We start from the raw sequence: 20,342 nt of genomic DNA on the forward strand, positions 1-20,342 counted from the left end.
AATCATGAAAAAAAATTATTTTTTATTTGCAATGCTTTGCTGTGCCTTTTTAGGAACAGCTCAAAAACAAATGAATGCGAGATTGACAAAAATTTCTCATTCTTATGGAGAACAAGAGAAGACAACTACAGTACAAGGTACTATGGATGCTTCTCTTTTTCCATTTTATCACGGAGTGGCTTCTGGTGACCCAACAAGTACTAGCATCATCATCTGGACGCGTGTTACGCCTTATAACGACGAAGAGGTAACTGTGAGTTGGAAAATGACAACCGATCCCCAACTTCAGCATGTAGTGCAACAAGGAAATTTTCAAACGGGAGATTTCAGAGATTACACGGTAAAAGTAGATGTAACGGGTTTAAATCCTGGGACTACTTATTATTACAGTTTTACGGCTCTTGGAAAACAGTCTATAACAGGGAGAACCAGAACTGTTCCTACAACTTCAGTGTCGCAACTTCGTTTTGCTGTGGCTTCTTGTTCGAATTATCAAAATGGGTTTTTTAATGTATATGACCGTTTAGCTGAAAGAAACGACATTGATGCGGTCATTCATTTAGGAGATTATATTTATGAATACGAAGAAGGCGGATTTGGTTATTCTTCTGCAGTTGGTCGTGGTCATGAACCTACTAACGAAATCATCACACTAGATGATTACCGAGTACGTCACTCGTTTTATAAATTGGATCCTTCTTTACGTAGAGCACATCAGCAACATCCATTTATCTTAATTTGGGATGATCATGAATTTGCAAATGATGCCTATGTAAATGGTGCAGAAAATCATCAACCAGCTACGGAAGGAGATTGGAATACTAGAAAAAATAACGCTTGGAAAGCTTATTTTGAATGGATGCCTATTCGCGATAATGTTCAAAACCCAAATCAAATTTACAGAAGAATACAATATGGTAATTTAATGGATTTAATTCTATTAGATACCCGAATTGAAGGTAGAGACAAACAAGACGATTCTTTTCTTTTCAAAATTCAAAATACCGATTTATCTCGTTTTTCTCAAGATGAGGCGAATAAATTTCTTTTGAAATCCTTTTTAGAAGGTTCTTTTAAAATGAAAGAAGGAAAAGGAGCTATTTCTCAAGAAGAATTTGATGCTTTATATGATAAATTATTAGTGTATATGGAAGCTTCTGATTGGGATGCTCAAAAATTAGAAAAAAATGTTTCTCAAAAAGAATGGAACGAATTAAGAGCAGAAGTGTATTCAAAATTGCAAAGAGTTAATTTACAAGAAAATAAAGGAAATAAGACATTGTTAGGGGAAACGCAGTTCAATTGGTTTACCCAACAATTATCGAACTCTAAAGCGAAATGGAAAGTAGTAGGAAATCAAGTTTTAATGATGCCAGTTATTCCTTTAGAATTAAAAGATACGTGGAACGGTTATCAAGAAGAAAGAGAGCGTTTGTATACCTATATTAAAGACAAAAAAATCAATAATATTGTTGTAATTACAGGTGATATTCATATGACTTTTGTAGCAGATTTACCAAAGAGTTTGTTAACGTATAATACGTTGTTTAAAACAGGTTCAATGGGAGTTGAATTTGTAGCGCCAAGTATTACTTCTTCTAATTTAGATGAGTTTGCAGGATTTACAAGTTCGTTCTTAAACTGGTTGGTCGCTGCTTTTAATCCGCATATTAAGAAAGCTGATTTAAGCAATCATGGGTATTTTATCTTAGATGTGAAAAATGACCGTGTACAAGCAGATTGGAATTATGTGAATACGATTCAAACGGTAAATCCAGGACAGTTTTATTCGCACAGTTATTATGTTAGAGATGGGGAGAAATTCTTAAAAAGTGCCAATGCGGCTTCTACTTTAGCTACAACCAATGTACCTGCTCTAGCACCTTTAGCAAGAACCATTGCAACTACTGAAACTACAGGTGAAAACGCAGTGGTTGTTATTGGGAATTACCCAAACCCAAGTAAAGGCTTAACCAATCTTCATTTTGCAATTGCAGAACCAAGCCAAGTAATGGCTTCTTTATATAATGAAAAAGGAATTTTGGTGGGGGAATTATTTAATGATACGGTAACGGAAGGATTGTATAATTTAGAATATAATGTTTCGGGATTACCAACGGGAATTTATCTATTACAACTCAGAGCCAATGAAGCAGTAATTTCTAGAAAAATTATTGTGGGTCAATAAATAGATGTTGTGTTTTTAGCAAGAAAAGGAGATTAAAAAATCTCCTTTTTTATTTTTAACTAACGAATCAAACTAAAATGAGATTTATACATACGCGGTGTATTATTTTCCGTAAATTCTATGGTAAACCAATAATCATTTGCTGGTAAATCTTGATTGTTGAAAGTACCATCCCAACCGTTAGAATTATTAGTAATTTGCTTGATTAATTTACCATAACGGTCAAAAATTGAAATAACAGCATTAGGAAACGCATTTTCAAAACGAATAGACCAAGTATCATTAATTCCATCTCCATTTGGGGTAAAGAAATAGGGATAATTAATAATAAAAACTTCTTTGGTTAGATCTTCCGAACAACCTTCTATATCTATAACCGTAATGGTGTGACTTCCCATTGATACTTGTTCAAAAATATTGCTTTCTTGTAAAGGACCATCGTCTAGTTGGTACAAATAATTACCTGCTTCATTTGCAATCGCGGTGATAATTTGGTTTTCAGCAAAAGCAGCTGTAGTTGTGTATTCTAAATTGGTTAAAGTACCTTCAATTACGGCTACTTCTATAGTTTGGGGTTGCGCACATTGACCCGCATCGGGAGTAAAAGTGTAGGAGTTTGAAGAAGTATTGTCAATTACAGGAGGATTCCAAGTTCCGGTAATTCCATTGGGAGCTTCAGTCTCTAAAATAGGCGGTGTGGTTCCTGAACAAAAACGAATAGTATCTTCAAAATTAGGTCTAAAATCATTAGCCACCCTAATTGTGATTTCGTAAGGTTCAATTTGTACACACGAAGTTTGTGGTTCTGGAGTAAAAGTATAGGTTGTAGTTCCTAAAACTGTAGTGTTAATTACTGCTGGATTCCAAGTTCCTGTAATAGGTGTACTGTTTGAAGATGTGGTAGGTAAAACGGGGACTGTTGCATTTTCACAGTATAACACAGGTATATTCGGAAAGATTAACGTTACATTTTCAATAGGATTTACAGTTATGGTAATAGTTTCTGTTGTTCCTTCACAACCATTAATGGAAGGAGTTATGGTGTAAATAGCAGTTCCAACTGTATTTCCAGAAGTGGTAAGCGTTTGTAAAATAGTGTTTCCAGTTCCATCAGAAGCTCCAGCACAATTCGTTTGTACAACGGTCCAACTAAAAGTTACACTTGGATTTGAAGATGTTAAAGTAATAGCTGTTGCTTCACCAGAGCATATAGTTGTTGTGCCGTTAGTTGTTACTGTAGGCATTGGTTCTAAAGTAACAGCAGTTCTTGTAGCACTAGAGCAACTATTTGTATTAATGGCTTCCGCATAATAGGTCCCAATGTTGGTTGGTGTAAAAGAGGTGCTATTTGCTAATAAAAGTGAACCACCAGTAGGAGCATCGTACCAATTTACCGTTTCATTAGTGTTCACACTAACTGATAGAGTAGTAGTTGAATTGTTGCAAGCGGTTCCATTCTCATTGCTTACAGGAGGGTCAGGTAACGCACTCACAAAAACCGTGTAAATATCAGATAAAGTAGAACAAAAATTATTGTTAATGTGCGTAATATCTTGTGCTACTTTTACTCGGTAATAGGTGGTTACTGAAGATGTAGGTAGTGTAAAAGTAGTATTGGTTTCTCCCAAAATATCAGAAAAATTAATATTGTCTGTACTTTGTTGCCATTGATAAAAATGAGTTGAAGCACCAGAAGTAGTAACTTGTAAATTGGTATGGGTAAGTGTTTCATTCGGACAAATAGTAATCGAGTTTCCTGAAGCAGTGGTATTCGTAATAGAAGAATAATCCCCACATGAACGAAACATGATGTCATCAATCGCCAAATCATTACCACAACCGCCTGCGCCATTGTTCTTCATTTTTAGAACAACAGCAGATTGCCCAGTTGGCATAGTAAAAACTAGTCCGTATTGATTCCAATTAGGTGATGAGGTCCCAGCAATATTTCCAGTACTTCCCGATTGTAGCAATACCGTTTCAGTTGCATTCCAAATTTCGAAAGTCACATTAATAGGAATACCAGTTCCTGGACAGCCACCAGAAGCCGAATTGTAAATATTTAGTAACCAAGCGGTGAATTCAAAAGTCGTATTGCTGCATAAGCCCGTAACCACTCTTCTATAGAATTGACCATGTGTATTACTAGCATTAACGATGAGACATTTTCCATTCAGGCCATTAGGTTCTGTGTCAGGAGTGTGATCTAACGAATACAACCAGTTATTTGGAATAAGATTCGTTCTGTTGTAAAGCGTATATTGTCCATCTTGAGGAAAGCCACTGGCTACATAGGTGTAATTCGTAACTCCTGCAGGCAATTGCGGACCATATGTACTACCGCTTCCAAAGTTTTCAAAAAAGATAGGTGCGCCACTACTTCCATTACAAAAACCGAGCTGACCGAAAGTGAATGTATAGTTTGCTAAGAATAAAATTAAAAGGCAGTATTTTTTCGGTATTGCCAAAAAGGAATTACTATTTTTCATAATTACTAAATATAATACCTTACAATTTAGAATAGTATAAAAAGTAGGTTATAAAAACTATACAAACCGATTTTTCTGGATTCCAATTTTTGATAATGATGTTAAAAATAGTATAGCGAAAAAGGTATAAAAACAAATAGCTTAGCCTTTTAGAGCTAAGCTATTTTATATTGTTGAGGTGTTGTAGGGGTTGTGTTTTTAATTACTCCTCCAATAAAACTTCTAAAATACGAATAGCAGCATCGCTAATTTTGGTTCCAGGACCAAAAACAGCTACCGCACCAGCATCGAATAAGAATTGGTAATCTTGCGCTGGAATGACACCACCCACAATCACCATAATGTCTTCCCGACCGTATTTTTGTAATTCGGCAATTACTTGAGGAACTAAAGTTTTATGACCCGCAGCCAAAGAAGAAACACCTAAAATATGTACGTCATTTTCAACGGCTTGTTTCGCGGCTTCTTGCGGTGTTTGGAACAACGGACCAATGTCTACGTCAAAACCAACGTCTGCATAACCAGTTGCCACTACTTTGGCACCACGATCATGACCATCCTGACCCATTTTGGCAATCATAATACGAGGACGACGTCCGTCTTTTTTAGCAAAAGCATCGGCTAATTGTTTCGCTTTTTCAAAGCTTTCGTCATTTTTTATTTCTTTACTATACACGCCACTAAAACTTCTAATTTGTGCTTTATATCTTCCAAATACACTTTCGAGTGCATCGCTAATTTCTCCTAGAGTGGCTCTATTACGAGCTGCTTCTACAGCTAAAGATAATAAATTTCCATTACCTGTTTTAGCACATTCCGTTAATTTTGCCAAAGATGCGGCTACTTTTTGTGCATCTCGATTAGCTTTTATTTTAGCTAATAATTCTAATTGTTGGTTACGCACCATTTGATTGTCCACATCTAAAATATGTAACGGATCTTCTTTTTCCAAACGGTATTTGTTAACTCCAACAATTATATCTTGTCCGCTATCAATGCGGGCTTGTTTTCTAGCAGCAGCTTCTTCAATACGTAATTTTGGAATTCCTGCTTCAATCGCTTTGGTCATACCCCCTAAAGCTTCTACCTCTTCAATCAAAGCCCAAGCTTTTTCAGCAATTTCAGCCGTTAAGCTTTCTACATAATAACTTCCTGCCCAAGGATCCACCGTTTTACAAATTTTAGTTTCTTCTTGAAGGAAAATTTGCGTATTTCTAGCAATTCGAGCAGAGAAATCGGTTGGTAAAGCAATGGCTTCATCTAAAGCATTGGTATGTAAAGACTGCGTGCCACCAAAAGCAGCAGCAGCAGCTTCAATAGCAGTACGCGCCACATTATTAAATGGATCTTGTTCCGTTAAACTCCATCCAGAAGTTTGACAGTGTGTACGTAAGGCTAATGATTTTTCGTCTTTAGGATGAAATTGTTTTAATAGTTTGGACCACAACATTCTGCCTGCACGCATTTTTGCAATTTCCATAAAATGATTCATTCCAATCGCCCAGAAAAACGAAAGGCGAGGCGCAAAAGTATCAATATCCATTCCAGCAGCTAAACCTGTGCGAATGTATTCTAATCCGTCTGCTAATGTGTAAGCCAATTCGATATCTGCAGTAGCACCTGCTTCTTGCATATGGTACCCAGAGATAGAAATCGAGTTGAATTTGGGCATATTTTTACTGGTATATTCAAAAATATCAGCAATAATTTTCATGGAAGGAGTAGGAGGATAGATGTAAGTGTTTCTTACCATAAACTCTTTCAGAATATCATTTTGAATAGTTCCTGAAAGTAATGCTGGTGCCACACCTTGTTCTTCTGCTGCAACAATATAGAAAGCCATAATAGGCAAAACCGCACCATTCATGGTCATGGAAACCGACATTTCTCCTAAGGGAATTTGGTCAAACAAAATTTTCATGTCTTCTACCGAATCGATGGCTACACCTGCTTTTCCAACATCGCCTACTACACGTTCATGATCAGAATCATAACCTCTATGAGTCGCTAAATCAAAGGCAACAGAAAGTCCTTTTTGACCCGCTGCTAAATTTCTACGGTAAAAAGCATTACTTTCCTCTGCAGTAGAAAAACCAGCATACTGACGAATGGTCCAAGGTCTTCTAACGTACATGGTGCTGTATGGGCCACGAAGATTAGGTGTAAACCCTGCTGCGAAACCAATATGTTCTAAATTTTGAATATCTTCTTCTGTGTAAGTTGATTTTACCTCAATTCCTTCTGCGGTAATGAAATTCTCTTTTCCGCTCGAACTGACAGATTCTGATTTCTGACTTCTGACTTCTAATTTTAAATTTTGTATGTCTTTTCTCATAGTACATTCATTTTTTGATTTAATTATAGCCTTATTTTTTGAATATAAGGATCAAAATCAAGCAAAGAAGGTGTTTCTAAATTTACAAAAACACTTTTTTTGTTATAACTAATAAAATAGACATATTTGTACATGTCTACGATAAGTTTGGGAGATTTTACTTGGTAAATCACTTTAAAAATACTGATGTTTTTATTTCCTTTAAACTGTGATTCCATTATTTCAAAATCTATTTCGGTATTGTTAGCTTTGATTATATTATCAACTATACCAAGCATATATTTTGCATCAGAATTCGTAAAGGCTACGTATCTTTCCGGTAAAACTTTTACAATACTAGCGCCTTTTAAATATTCAAAAAGATATATTTTTTTTCCAGAATCTTGAATGTCTTTAAAGCGTTTTTTTTCAGCATAATAAGCTGAACTATCCCCAGATTGTGCAATTTGGTTTAAATAATTTTGTGTATTGGTATACTTAAATTCTTCAGGTAAAAATACTTTTATTTTTTCAGCTTTTATGGTGTGATACGTTCCACTAATTTCTTTTTTCTGATTCTCAATGATTGCTTCAGAGGTTTTTTCGGCAATTTCTTTACAGGAAGTGCTTAGGAAAATAAGAAATACTATAGATATAATTTTTTTGATCATTCTTCTTGAGCTAAGCGTTCTTGTTCTAGTTTTTCAGCTAATCTTTTTTCGATAATTGGTGTAATTAGCGTTTTGCGCGAATGGGTTTTTACAAATGGGAATAGTTCCAAATCATCCTTCATTCGGTCATTTTTATTTGGATATTTATTAGTACCTAATAAAATTTCTTTTCCTGAATCGAAAAGTTCTTGTTCTTTGGTAGCGCTTTCTTTTATTTTTCGTTGGATTGTGCCTTCAATTAATTGCGTAATGAACCCACCATTTGCTTCAATATCTTTAAAAAGTTGGAGTGCTTTTTCAGCTAATTGTTCTGTAATAGTTTCGATATAATAAGCGCCATCAGCAGGATTGTTGACTTTATCGAAATAGCTTTCGTTCTTTAAAACTAATAATTGGTTACGAGAAATACGATCACCAAATTCATTATCTTTATGATATAACGCATCATAGGCAAGATTCGCAACAGAATCAGCACCACCTAAAATAGCACTCATGCATTCGGTTGTAGTGCGAAGCATGTTTACATTGTAATCGTATAAAGTTTTGTTTCGTTTCGTTGGTGTTGCTAATATATGACATTCGATATTGGGATGGTATTCTTTTGCTAGTATTTCAAATAGAAGGCGCAAGGCTCTCAGTTTGGCAATTTCAAAAAAGTAATGCGTTCCCACAGCAACTTCAATAGTAATGGTTATTTTTGAATTAGATTCAACAGACCAGTTGATTCTATTGAAATATTCATTTGCATGCGCTAAAGTATAAGCCAATTGCTGAATGATATTAGCTCCAGCATTTTGATAAATATGCGTTTGCAAATTTAGAAACGGCAGGTTTGTTTTAGCAACAATTTGATTTAATGTGTTAAAATCAGTGTCTAAATTGGTGAACCAATTTCCTTCTTTGACTAAATGACCTATGGGGTCAATTTGGATAGAAAAATTTGCCTTATTTTTGGTTGCAAAATCATTAATTTGATTTACGAAATCGATTGATAAAAAAGGTAAATAAAAAAAATAGTGGTTGTTATCTAACGGAAGATTTTGCATTAAATCCTTTATAATTACCGACTCATTTTCAATCGTAAAGCGAATGCTTTCTGCACCCCGCTGTAAAGAATCTAGTGCTTTTTTATTGGATTTTGTAACATCGTGAACAAAAATATTTTGTACAATTTTAAATTGGGTTACTTGAGTGTTGACTTGAGTATTAGTTTCAAATTCGTCTGCATGGTAGAAAGGTTTCACTTTAATACCTTCTAAACTTTCCCAAACTAAAGTTTCATTATAATCGGCACCTTTGAGTTCAAATTGTATTTTTTGTTTCCATTCTTTAGAGGAAATGGCTTCAAACTCTTGAAATAATTTTTGACTTTCCATTAGTTGTTTTTTTAATGGTTTTACTGTTCCTATCGTTTGTTTTAGTCCTGATGGAAGCCAACTACCTTGTAGTGCGTACAGCAGGAACATGGTTGAAAAGAAGCGCAAAAGTGAGACTTCAAAATCAATTAAAAATCGTTTTGCTCTTGTTTTTCTTCTCCTTCAAATTCGATAATATAAATATCTTCGTTTTCGCGTTTCATATAATATTTTTCTCGAGCATATTTTTCAATTTGATCGGGATTTTTCAATTTTTTGATGCGAATACTGTCTTTTTTAATTTCGGTTTCGTAATAGTTGATATTGTCTTGCAATTCGTCTATTTCTTTATTCAGAACCCGATGTTCTAAATACGAATAATTGTCTAGAAAAAGCATCCAAACCAGAAATCCTAGGGTTACTAATAGGTATCTGTTTCCTAAAAAACTAAGGAAAGTAAATTGTGATAATATGCTTTTAATTTTTTTCAAATTAACGGATGCGTTGTTTGATTACCGCTCTCACTACGTCGATAGCTACGGTATTGTATTTGTCATTTGGAATAATAATATCAGCATACGCTTTAGTCGGTTCAATGAACTGTTGGTGCATCGGTTTTAAAGTGTTTTGGTAACGGTTCAAAACTTCTTCCATATCTCTTCCTCTTTCCGCAATGTCTCTTTTCAAACGTCGGATTAAGCGTTCGTCTGAATCGGCATGAACAAAAACTTTAATGTCAAACATTTCGCGTAACTCTGGATTGGTTAAAATTAGAATTCCTTCTACTATCATTACTTTTCGAGGATGTGTAATGATAGAGTCGTCTGTTCTATCGTGTGTTACAAAGGAATAAACCGGTTGTTCAATCGTTTTACCTGCTTTTAAATCTTTTAAATGTGCAACTAATAAATCAAAATCAATGGCTCTTGGATGGTCAAAATTTATTTTAGTACGTTCATCATAACTAAGGTGATGTGTTTCTTTATAGTATGAATCTTGTGAGATAATTCCAACTTCAGTTGCCGGTAATTCATTCATAATTTGGTGAACTACAGTGGTTTTTCCACTTCCTGTTCCACCAGCTATTCCTATTATTAACATTTTTGATTTATTTTATTGGGCAAATTTAAGTATTTGATTTTAATTTTAGGACTATTCGCTAAATTATAGATTATAAAACTATTGTAAATTCTTAGGACTTCAAAAGATACTGTTTTTTTAGGTAAAGTTGAAAATTTAGGGTATTATTTAGTCTCTTTTTTGATTTGAAAAAAAAAATATTTTTTTATTTGCAGGTCTTAATTTTAGTCTTATATTTGCATCCTCGTTCACGGGGTGTAGCGTAGCCCGGTTATCGCGCCTGCTTTGGGAGCAGGAGGTCGCAGGTTCGAATCCTGCCACCCCGACAAAAAAAGCCTTTCTGATTTAGAAAGGCTTTTTTTATTTAAACTATGCCGCAAAGCATTTTTTTGTATTTTTCATGATGTTTTTATTCCATTACGACTAGTACCTTTTTATAATTGTAAAATTTTACAAAAAATGTCAAATCCTACAGCATATAAATTTCTTTTTGAACAAGTAATTCGAAGTTATGCTCCTGTAAGTGATGCATCCATCGAATTGTTGTATGAGATAACGGAACTTGAGCATTTTTCAAAAGGAACTTTGCTTTTACAAGTTGGAGAAGTAGCAAAATCACTTCATGTTATTTGTAAAGGAGCCATTATTGCTTATTTTATAGATGAGAAAGGAAATACATATAATAAAAATATTTTTTTAGAAAAAAACTTTGCAGGATCAAAAGTGTCTTGTCTAAAAGGAATTCCTTCTGAATTTGCTTTAGAAACACTAGAAGATTGTACGATTCTCACTTTAAATTATAAGAAGTATAGAGAACTAATTGAGAAACATACAGATTTAAAAGATTTTTATATTGCTTATCTTGAAAAAAACTGGGTGATAGATAAAGAAAAAAGAGAAATTAGTTTGGTAATGCAATCGGCAACGGAAAGATATTTACAATTAGTACAGATGTATCCTACTATAGACAAACGCATTCCGTTACATCATATTGCATCTCATCTCGGTATAACTCCCACACAGCTGAGTCGCATTCGTAAAGAATTAAAAGAAAAATAATATCCATCAACATATGTAAAGGAGTACTATAATTCTCTAATCTAACTTTGCACTATGAAAGAGATTAGTTTATACACTATTGCCTTTTTAGGTGGTATTTTTTTAGCAGTTCAAGCAGGATTTAATTCGCAGTTAGGGAACTATTTAAAACAACCTGTATTTGCTGTTGTTGTCACTTCGTTTGGAAGTACTTTGTTTGGAATCTTACTCGCTTGCTTGCTTACAAAAAAAGCACCTACAACTACATTGTTGGTCAATGTACCTTGGTATTTGTGGTTTGCTGGTGCGTTTTTTAGTATGCTAGGCATCTCTTTTTATTTTTATACAATACCAAAACTAGGTATATCCAAAGTAATAGTTTTGGGTTTATGTGGGCAACTTTTATTTTCTTTTTTAGCAGGTAATTACGGTTGGTTAGAAGTGCCTGTTGAACTAATTACACCCAAACGAGTTTTAGGAATTGGAGCGATGATTATTGGAATTCTTTTATTAAATATGAAATGATGAATACTACGCAAATAAATATTAAAAACTTAACGTCACTTTGGAAAGAAGCGGCTTTAGTAACGGGTGATTATACTGTTTCAGAAAATACAGCAATAGCAACAATAAATAAAGGGGAATGGCCTAACCGAATTTGGTCACAAAAAAGTAACGAAGTTGATATTGAAAAAATAAAGCAGCTACTAGAAAACAACAAGATAGGACTTACATATGCTTATTTTAAAGAAGGTGAAAATGATAAACATTCTGATTTTTCCATGTTTCGACTAAAATCTATTCAATATGGGATGTCTTTGCGACTTGATAAAAATTGGGATACACTATTTCGATTGTCTTTTCAAGAAATAGAAGATAAAGAGGGTATAACTATGTGGACTTCAAATTTTGAGAAGGCTTTTGGATATTCTATTTCAGATGAAGTGCTTCAGAAAACAAAAGATACCATATCTTTTTTTACCATAACTTTTGAAGGTGAAAGAGTAGGAACTGTTGCTTTGTATGTTACTGAGACCGTTGCAGGAATTCATTGCTTAGGCGTCATTCCTGCAATGAGAGGAAAAGGTTTTGCAAGAGAAATCATGCAATTTGTTTTAAACCTTGCTCAAAAAAAAGGAGCTACTATAGCTGTTTTACAAGCTTCTGAGAGGGCAAAAGAATTATATCTTTCTATGGGATTTCAGCAGGACTTTTTAGTGTATAACTATATTGCGAAACTTTAATTTATTAAATAAAAAAAACCTTTCAACTACTGAAAGGTTTTATTTCTTTTATATCTCTAAAATTAATTTAAATCCAAGGGTATTTTTACACTTAATGCAATATTTAAGCCAGGTTCCGCAATTTTATAAGGTCTAAAACGAGACATATGATTGATGTAATTGCGATCAAAAATATTGTTCGTAGTTAAGGTAAAAGCGGTCTTCTTATAAGTAGTGCTAATTCCTAAATTAAATATAGAATAACCTGGTGTTTTTAATTCATTTTCGGCTACTTGGTCTTGGTCAAAAGTAGAAGCAACTGTTAAGTTGATAACCGAACTACTAAATTTACCAAAATCATTCAGCGTAATGAATATGGTATTGGTTAATTTTGTTGGGTTCATCATGGGTAAATAGGAATCATTATCTGTTCGTATTCCTTTTAAGGTAGCAAAACTATTGTCCAAGCGGAACCATTTTAAGCCTTCTGGATGAATAGAAAGCGTAGCTTCTCCACCTGTAATTTGTGCTTCCGATTGTTGAAATTCATACAATGGAACATTTGTAGCAGGATCTAAATTACTAGGAACTGTAGAGCCTGTTGGTGCAATGTAAATATAATTTTGAATGGTATTCACAAAGAAAGCCCCTTCAATGCTTATCGATTCATTGGCATAAACCGCATTCAAATCAAATTGTTGATTGTGCTCCTTTTTAAAATTGGCATTTCCTACTTCAAAACGTTGGGATTCTAATTTGAAACCATTTGATGTTAATTCGTTTAAATTAGGTGAACGATAGCCTGTTGCAAAACTAGAGCGTAAGGTTAGTTTTTTAGCAATAGTATAAGCAATACCGGCTGAACCACTTACATTATTATACGATTTGGAAATTTCGGGAATAGTATAATTTAAGCCGTTCGTTTCATCTGTATCTAAATTTCTAGAATCGAAACGCGCACCCAAGCTAAAATTAAAAGCTTGGTATTGGTATTTGTTTACTGCAAACAAACCAAAATCTTTAATCCTTGCATCTGGAATTAAAACCGTTTGTGCTCCCGAATTATTGGTGTTGTTTTGGTACATCCCTTGAGAACCTACAATGGTACTGAATCTATTCCAAGTAGGAGCATACCATTTCAAGTTATAGGTTACACTTTGCAAGGTCATATCGACATACTTATAGCCTTTTTTTACACCAGATAATTCTTCATTTTCAGTACGGTGGTTGTTTTGGTAACCCACCACTAAATCCAATTTCGATTTTCCTGTTAGAAAAGTAGAGTGGGAAGTAAGTCGGTTGTCTACTACTGTATGAAAAGGGGCTTCAATTTCAAATGGATATTTTTCTTTTTCAATATCACTATTAATAATTTCTCCATTAGGTCCAAAAGTAATGTCTTTACCGTCTAAAATTCCAAAAAAAGCTTGATTAAAAGTATATTCTAAATTAGTGGATCCCCATTTTCTATTGGTACCCACATACCCTTTGGCACCATATTCTAACAAACGGGTATTTGGAATACGGAAAGATTGATTGTCGATGAAATAATCAGAGAAAAGTTTACCTAAAGCACTCACACCCCAATTCAAATTTTCTTTAGCGCCATCTACTTTAGCATTGGCTCTCCAACCCAAATTATTGGTAGACATAGCGGCAAAAGCGGAACCTTGAGTAGTTCCAATAGGAGCTGGTTTGGTTTTTACAAAATTAATAACACCACCCATTGCTTCTGGTCCGTATAATAAACTTTCAGGCCCTTTGATGACTTCAATTTTTTCAAACCCATTTTCATTTACTCCAATTCCATGTTCGTCATCCCATTGTTGGGTCTCAAAACGCACCCCATCAATAACTGTTAAAACACGATTACTTGAAAGTCCGCGAATGGAAGGTCGGCTTACCATAGTTCCAGAAGTTACTGCATCGACACCCGGTATTTTATTAATAATGTCCATTACACTAAAACCACCCACTTTAGCTATATTATCAATATCCACTACATCAACTTCATAAGTATTGGTACTTTGTGTGTTGATATATGAATTTGATAGCACCACTTCATCCATTTGAATGATATGCTTTTTTAATTGTACATTTAGGGTTTGTTCCGTATTGGAATCCGAAAGAATAACTTCTTTAACTACTGGTTCGTAACTCAAATAGGAATATTGAAGTGTCAGTCTACCTTTTGTAGTTAAAGTTATAGAATAGTTGCCGTTTTCATCAGAAACAACTCCTTTGTTCCATTCGGTAATATAAATATAAGCGCCAGCTAAAGGAAGATTTGAATTTTCTTCTGAAATGGTTCCAGAAATGCGATTTTGTGCGTGGAAAAAGTTTGATATAGTTAAGAAAAATATCAAGAAAACTATTTTTTTCATTTCTTGTTTAAAGTTAGACGATACTGGTCGTAAAAATAGACTAAAATTACAGAATAAAAAAAATCTGATTTCAATTCCTTCTGTAAGATGATTTTATTTTTAGCTTTTAATTATTGTAAGTTTAAAGGAATTGACATTTTAACTTTTACAAAACGGAAGCGTTGAAAACCTGGATTCCATCGTGGAGAATTTTCAAAAAAATGGATGATACGATCATTCAAATTAGGGTTTGTTGAAGAAGCTATTTTTACATCTGTTACTTTACCATTTTGATTGATTACAAAATCGACTTTAAATTTTTCGTTTTTAATGTTTAATGAGTCAATATTTTGTGCGATATATATGTGAAATTGATTGATGCCACCATTATAAGTTGGTAAAATTTCACCAATTGAATTAAGTTTTATTAGAGTAGTAGAATCTATTTCATTGGATTGTAGGTCATAATATCGAAATAAGCCTTCTTCATTATTTTTAGCAATGCCTTCTTTGTTACCTTCATTGGTGTATAATTTCCAAGTGTAGGTTTTATCTGGTCCTTCTGTAGCTTCCAAAACTAACTTTTCATTCTCATAGAAACGCATTGGGCCAACCGTTTTATTATCTTTAAAAGTTGCTTTTAAGGAAAAATTTTTATTTGAAAGTATCCATTCCCCTTGTTTGTTGCCAATACTATCTATTTCATTTTGACTCATAGCAGTAAAAGAAAAAAAAGCGATTAAAAGACAAGTGAGTGGAGTAGTTAAAGAAAAAGTGTTTTTCATGGTTAAAGGTAATTGGTGTTTGTGTTGATGTTTTATTTTTATATTTCAATTTTTATTAGCTCTAATAGTTCGGCAATTGGAATTGCAATAAAAATTAGACTGATAATTATCATGACAGTTAAAATTACTGAATTAGAATTGTTTTCAGTTTTTATTATAAATTTTTGTGGTTTCTTTTTGTCATAAATCACTTCAATATTTTCATTTTTTTTGTCTGAATAAGTTTTTAAAAAGCTTAAATCTGTTGAGAAATAACAGTATGCTGTTTTGGTTATTAATTTGCCTTCTAGGGTTTTAAATTCAATAATTGGAGTTTTTTTTCCTTCATTGTCTAATTTGTATTTAACGATTTTTCCATTGGTTTTTATTCCTTCTTTATTTATATAATCAATAAAAGAAAAACAACTTAATGCTAAAACAAATATCATTAGACCTAAAATTAAAAAACAAAAAACAGGTTTGTATAACATAAAGAATACAAACAAAACTATATAAACATACCAATATTTTTTAATGTGTTCCATTCTAATTTTTCCAATAAAAGATTTATCTTTTATGTTCTGAATTTTCTGCAAATAGAAGAAGACAAAGACATATTTAATATTAAGTTGTATTCGTTTTATGTGTTAGTTGACCTGTGTTTTTTCTTTGAATAAATTTAGTGATTTTTTAAAATGTAAAGTAAAGGTAGAAATGCTTTTCATACGCACAAAGTAAATAAAAATATTACCCCTCTGTAAGGGAGTGGTTTTTAATTTAAACCTAAAAGGTATTCTTTATAATCTAAAAGCTTGTGTTTATAACCTTAAAGGTATTCTTTATAATCTAAAAGGTGATACTTATAAGCAAAAAGCTTTTCTTTATAACCTAAAAGCTATTAAATATAAGCAAAAAGGTATTTTTTATAACCTAAATGCTATTCTATAGATTCTAAAAGATTATAATTATAAGCTCAGAGCTATTCTTTAAAATAAAAATAACAATAAGTGTAAAATTTTATTTTCTCAAATATACCTATTTCTATATAATTTTAAAAAATAGGGTGTTTAAATGAGTAACTAAATTAAATAAAAAATCCCTAATGACTAGATTTATTAGGGATTTGCTTTTTTGTATCTAAGCGGGATTTGAACCTATTTTAAAATAAAATTATAAGAGTGAAAAGGAATATTTAATTTTTCTGTATTATGAAATAGAATTGAATTTTAAAGTAGATTGTACATTTTACAAGTTATTACAATTAAAAAACTTATTCTTTAATAAACTTTGCACTATTCCCGTCATTGAATTTTAATAAATATATCCCATTAGATAAATTATGGATATCAATTTGATTGTTACTAGAAATAGTTCCATGCATAACTTCTGAACCACGTATATTATAGATTTTAAATTTTTGATTTGATAAATCTCCTTTAATTTGGATGAAATTAGAGGATGGATTTGGATATAAATTAATTGTATTGCTAATGTAATTAGAGGAGTTAGTAGAAAGAGATGTTGAAACTAAGATGGTTATATCGTCTACTATTGCAAAATAATAATCACCTTCAAAAGTAAACTTTATTCTACATTGTGTTAAGTTAGTTACATTTTCAGTGGAAGTTGAAGGAAGGTCTACTGTTATAAATCCTTCAGTTAAATCAGGTTGTAAAGATCTATAATCAACTGAATTTCCCCAAGTTACTCCATCATCAGAAGAGAAAGATATGCTCAATTTTGTAATTTGAAAGCTTCTGTATAAAGAATAAAATTTTACCGCCAGAGGAATGTCTGTATTACCAGTTAAATCAATTCTAGGCGAAATTAACTCTCCTTTATGTGGGCTTGGAGAACTACCATTTCCAAAAGCACCTGTTGTGCCTCCATTATCCATATAATCAGAATCAAAAATTGCAATACCATTTGCTTGTGAAGGAGAATTAATAGGAGTAGTTCCGCCCCAATACGCTCCTTGAGAATATCCGAGTGTGTTTCTTTTCCAGTAGGCTGCTCCAGGACTTACAGAACCTCCACTTTGACTTATGGATAGAGCTGTCCAATCGTTAATGCTATAGTTATTAGCTGTTCCAGTTTCTATGAAATTATTTTGAAATTGGGCATTAGTTACGTCAATTGAAGCATCTACACCCCATAGATTTTGAGAATTTAAGCTAGTGATAGAAGCGAATACTAATAAAAAATGCAGGTAATTTTTTTTCATAAATTAAGGGTTTTAATTAATAATTAATTAAATATAATAAAAAAATTAATTTCTATATTTTATTACTATAGTTTTTGCCCAAATGTCACCTAATCGTTGTCCTTTTGTATTGTTTTTCATTACCAAATATCCAACGAGACCTAAAAAAAACATATCAACTGGGTCTAACAGATGTCTCTGTAAAGATTGAATAAATGTAATTTTCATAGTTGAATTATCTTCCGCAACTGGCTTTAAACCCACAATTCCATTTCCGAGGGTTGAACCTAAAAAGTATTCGAAACAAATAGTAAAAATAAACCAAGGGAAAATTGTTATTAATGCGGGAAAACCATTTAATTCATAACTTTCTGGCTCTCCAGCTACAGGTTCACCTAATGCAAATATTAAATAGAAATCAATTATTACAATAATAGAATAATCTATCAAAGCAGCTACTGTTTTTTTCCAATATAAGGTTTCATGAGGTTTTTAAATACAGTTTTAAATCAATTATTTTTTTTTAACTTAAATTTTTTTAAAGTATTGTCAATTAAATAGGCAATATTTGAAAAATTGTTTGCCAATTTAATAATGCCATTTTCAAGGTTTTCGTTATCAAAATGTTCCCAACCTTCCATTAGTGTTAATGGTCCAAATTCAAAGCTTACATTTTCCCAATTTTGTTCCAACTTGATAAAAGCTTCTCTGAAATTATTAGCAAATATTCTGCTAGTAATTGAATAACCTTTTAATTCGCGAAGTTTCAACGCGTGAATATTATAAAATAGTTTGTTGTTTTGTAAGGTTTTGTCATTTATCCAAATAGCAAAGAAAATCCTTGTTTTATCATTAATTGGATCAGTTTTGTCATTTGCCCATGTTGTTTTATACAATTTCAGAACGACCGAATCAAGAGTGACACCTACATGAATTTTAAGATGTTTTTCATTCAGCATTTTTTTGTCAATTTGCTCTGCTGATTTTCTGAATCTTTCAAGATAATAGTCATAGTTCATAATTTCAGATATTCATTTTACAATTGTATTTTAGTTTTATTGGTTAAAACCAATTTGTTAATCTACATTATAAAATCACACGAATTTGATTTATAATTGTAAATTAATAATAAATTAATAATAAATGTAAAATTTTATTTTCTCAAATATATCTATTTCCACGTTATTAACATGTTGTCATTTCAAATAAAATATAGAGTAGATAAAAGAATAGCGAAATTTAAGGAATAAAAAATCCCTAACTATTTGACTAGTTAGGGATTTGATTTTTCGTAGCGAAGACGGGAGTTGAACCCGTGACCTCAGGGTTATGAATTGCCCAAAATCATTAATTTTCGCAGTTTTTTATATAATATTATAAAAAACGTATACTAAATCGTATACTAATTTATATACTGTTTAGGTTTGAGTTATCGAGCAAATATACTTTAAAATTTTTAATATACTAATGCAATAAATTAGTACTTATCATAATTCTTATTCCTAAAGAAATTAGAATTAGTTATATAAAAATCTAAAGCAACCCTTTCTCATTTCAGTTTTATTCATTAATTGATCTAAATTATTTACTATTCTATAAATATGGTGCAAATGCCCTATTTCATAAAAAAACGGATTAATATAATATTGTAAAGTAAATTATTAATCCAAATTTATGAAAGCAAAACATTTTATTTTAATAGCATTTTGTATTAATGCAGCTATTTTAAGTGCTCAAACATTAGGAGAATTTAAACCTGGAAAATCTGGCCCTTTAAGTTTAGAAAAACCAAAATTTGATAACAGAAATGTATATATAGCCGACTTTGCTGTGCATTATCAAGTGTATAGTGAAAAAGCAGCTTCAAAAAAAGGAGGTTCGGGATTGTTTGGTGCTGTTATGGGATCTGCAAAAGCTTCACTTGCAGTAGGATTAGATATTCCAGAAGAAACACTACAGAATATTACGAATACTGCTTATAGTCAATTTATAGCTGACCTTAAAGAAAAAGGCTTTAATGTTATGAAGACAGAGGAAGCAAAAGACACCGAATTTTATAAAGGATACCAATATAGTGACAGCCTAAAAATGCTTCCCTCAACTACTGTTGAAGGAGCAATTACTGTACATCCTCAGAATGTAGGTTTTTTTTATAAAGAGAAAGGCTCTACAGAGAACACAACAAAACTTTCTAAAGAACTAAACGATGCAGCTGTGATTCGAGTGGATTTATATGTAGAATTTGTAAAGTCAAAAGGTTCTAACAAAAGTGGTATAGGTGCTAATGTAGTTGCTAAAACAAATTTGGTTTTATCAGAAAACAGTACTATTGTTCATTTTATTGTTGGGCGTAATAAAATTGGTGGTTCCCCTTTAGCCGAATACCAAGGCATTCTAAAAAAAGATTTAGATATTGACGGTGTTATCAAAGAAGAAAAAATCACGAATTATGTGGATTCAGATTACGACAATTGGGGAACAAAAACTGCATTTGGCACGGTTTACGTAGCTAAAAACAAAGCCACAGCTAAAGCCGCTATTGTGCCTGCAGATGCTCCAAAATATGAACAAGGGGTAGAACAAGCTATTGATGTATTCCTAAAACACCATCTTAACGAATTTCATTCGAAATATTTCAAATAATATTTAGAACA

General features: G+C 32.4%; 16 protein-coding genes, 1 tRNA gene and 1 pseudogene. 6 read left to right on the top strand and 12 right to left on the bottom strand.

All coding sequences use genetic code 11. The features are described 5' to 3' along the window. Positions 1–4: 4 nt before the first annotated feature. A complete protein-coding gene (locus NHF47_RS06765) occupies positions 5–2,188 on the top strand; it encodes an alkaline phosphatase D family protein (protein ID WP_252764208.1) in 2,184 nt (727 codons plus the stop codon). A gap of 59 nt (positions 2,189–2,247) precedes the next feature. On the opposite strand, the gene NHF47_RS06770 is transcribed toward NHF47_RS06765, so the two are convergent. The 6 genes from NHF47_RS06770 to udk form a co-directional block, all read right to left on the bottom strand. Next, a complete protein-coding gene (locus tag NHF47_RS06770; protein WP_252764209.1) occupies positions 2,248–4,677 on the bottom strand; it encodes a T9SS type B sorting domain-containing protein in 2,430 nt (809 codons plus the stop codon). Between the two features lie 202 nt (positions 4,678–4,879). Further along, positions 4,880–7,012, bottom strand: a complete 2,133-nt coding sequence (scpA, locus tag NHF47_RS06775; protein WP_252764210.1) for a methylmalonyl-CoA mutase — start codon at positions 7,010–7,012, stop codon at positions 4,880–4,882. 23 nt (positions 7,013–7,035) lie between these two features. Then, entirely contained in the window at positions 7,036–7,662 is a 627-nt protein-coding gene (locus NHF47_RS06780; protein ID WP_252764211.1) for a hypothetical protein, read from the bottom strand. Continuing rightward, positions 7,659–9,038 (bottom strand): methylmalonyl-CoA mutase subunit beta, encoded by a 1,380-nt coding sequence (locus tag NHF47_RS06785; RefSeq protein WP_252766065.1) that lies wholly within the window; start codon positions 9,036–9,038, stop codon positions 7,659–7,661. The genes NHF47_RS06780 and NHF47_RS06785 overlap by 4 nt, the downstream gene beginning before the upstream one ends. Before the next feature lie 128 nt (positions 9,039–9,166). Continuing rightward, positions 9,167–9,508, bottom strand: a complete 342-nt coding sequence (locus NHF47_RS06790; protein ID WP_252764212.1) for a septum formation initiator family protein — start codon at positions 9,506–9,508, stop codon at positions 9,167–9,169. A 1-nt stretch (position 9,509) separates the two neighbouring features. Next, positions 9,510–10,118 carry a uridine kinase gene (udk, locus tag NHF47_RS06795; protein WP_252764213.1) on the bottom strand — a complete coding sequence of 203 codons (609 nt, stop codon included), beginning with the start codon at positions 10,116–10,118 and terminating at the stop codon, positions 9,510–9,512. A 230-nt stretch (positions 10,119–10,348) separates the two neighbouring features. Between udk and NHF47_RS06800 the strand changes: the two genes are divergently transcribed. From NHF47_RS06800 to NHF47_RS06815, 4 genes are all read left to right on the top strand, one after another. Continuing rightward, positions 10,349–10,423 (top strand) — tRNA-Pro (locus NHF47_RS06800). A 133-nt stretch (positions 10,424–10,556) separates the two neighbouring features. Further along, a complete protein-coding gene (locus tag NHF47_RS06805) occupies positions 10,557–11,156 on the top strand; it encodes a Crp/Fnr family transcriptional regulator (RefSeq protein WP_252764214.1) in 600 nt (199 codons plus the stop codon). A 54-nt stretch (positions 11,157–11,210) separates the two neighbouring features. Beyond that, positions 11,211–11,660 carry a DMT family transporter gene (locus tag NHF47_RS06810; RefSeq protein ID WP_252764215.1) on the top strand — a complete coding sequence of 150 codons (450 nt, stop codon included), beginning with the start codon at positions 11,211–11,213 and terminating at the stop codon, positions 11,658–11,660. Continuing rightward, complete coding sequence (locus tag NHF47_RS06815; RefSeq protein ID WP_252764216.1) at positions 11,660–12,379, top strand: GNAT family N-acetyltransferase; 720 nt, start codon at positions 11,660–11,662, stop codon at positions 12,377–12,379. Before NHF47_RS06810 ends, NHF47_RS06815 begins: the two co-directional genes overlap by 1 nt. A gap of 62 nt (positions 12,380–12,441) precedes the next feature. Here NHF47_RS06815 and NHF47_RS06820 read toward each other — a convergent pair whose 3' ends face one another. From NHF47_RS06820 to NHF47_RS06845, 6 genes and pseudogenes are all read right to left on the bottom strand, one after another. Next, positions 12,442–14,742, bottom strand: coding sequence for a TonB-dependent receptor (locus NHF47_RS06820; RefSeq protein ID WP_252764217.1), 2,301 nt, complete (start codon positions 14,740–14,742; stop codon positions 12,442–12,444). Positions 14,743–14,852: 110 nt separating this feature from the next. Then, positions 14,853–15,506 (bottom strand): energy transducer TonB, encoded by a 654-nt coding sequence (locus NHF47_RS06825; protein WP_252764218.1) that lies wholly within the window; start codon positions 15,504–15,506, stop codon positions 14,853–14,855. Between the two features lie 38 nt (positions 15,507–15,544). Continuing rightward, positions 15,545–15,934 carry a hypothetical protein gene (locus NHF47_RS06830; protein ID WP_252764219.1) on the bottom strand — a complete coding sequence of 130 codons (390 nt, stop codon included), beginning with the start codon at positions 15,932–15,934 and terminating at the stop codon, positions 15,545–15,547. An 821-nt stretch (positions 15,935–16,755) separates the two neighbouring features. After that, a complete protein-coding gene (locus tag NHF47_RS06835) occupies positions 16,756–17,709 on the bottom strand; it encodes a T9SS type A sorting domain-containing protein (protein ID WP_252764220.1) in 954 nt (317 codons plus the stop codon). A gap of 45 nt (positions 17,710–17,754) precedes the next feature. Continuing rightward, positions 17,755–18,147 (bottom strand): annotated as a pseudogene (locus tag NHF47_RS06840) (RDD family protein); the annotation flags it as partial. A 50-nt stretch (positions 18,148–18,197) separates the two neighbouring features. After that, a complete protein-coding gene (locus NHF47_RS06845; RefSeq protein WP_252764222.1) occupies positions 18,198–18,707 on the bottom strand; it encodes a hypothetical protein in 510 nt (169 codons plus the stop codon). Between the two features lie 655 nt (positions 18,708–19,362). On the opposite strand from NHF47_RS06845, the gene NHF47_RS06850 reads away from it, so the two are divergent. Beyond that, complete coding sequence (locus NHF47_RS06850; protein ID WP_252764223.1) at positions 19,363–20,331, top strand: hypothetical protein; 969 nt, start codon at positions 19,363–19,365, stop codon at positions 20,329–20,331. Positions 20,332–20,342: the final 11 nt, after the last annotated feature.

This window comes from Flavobacterium sp. NRK F7, assembly GCF_024054195.1.
GTDB lineage: Bacteria > Bacteroidota > Bacteroidia > Flavobacteriales > Flavobacteriaceae > Flavobacterium.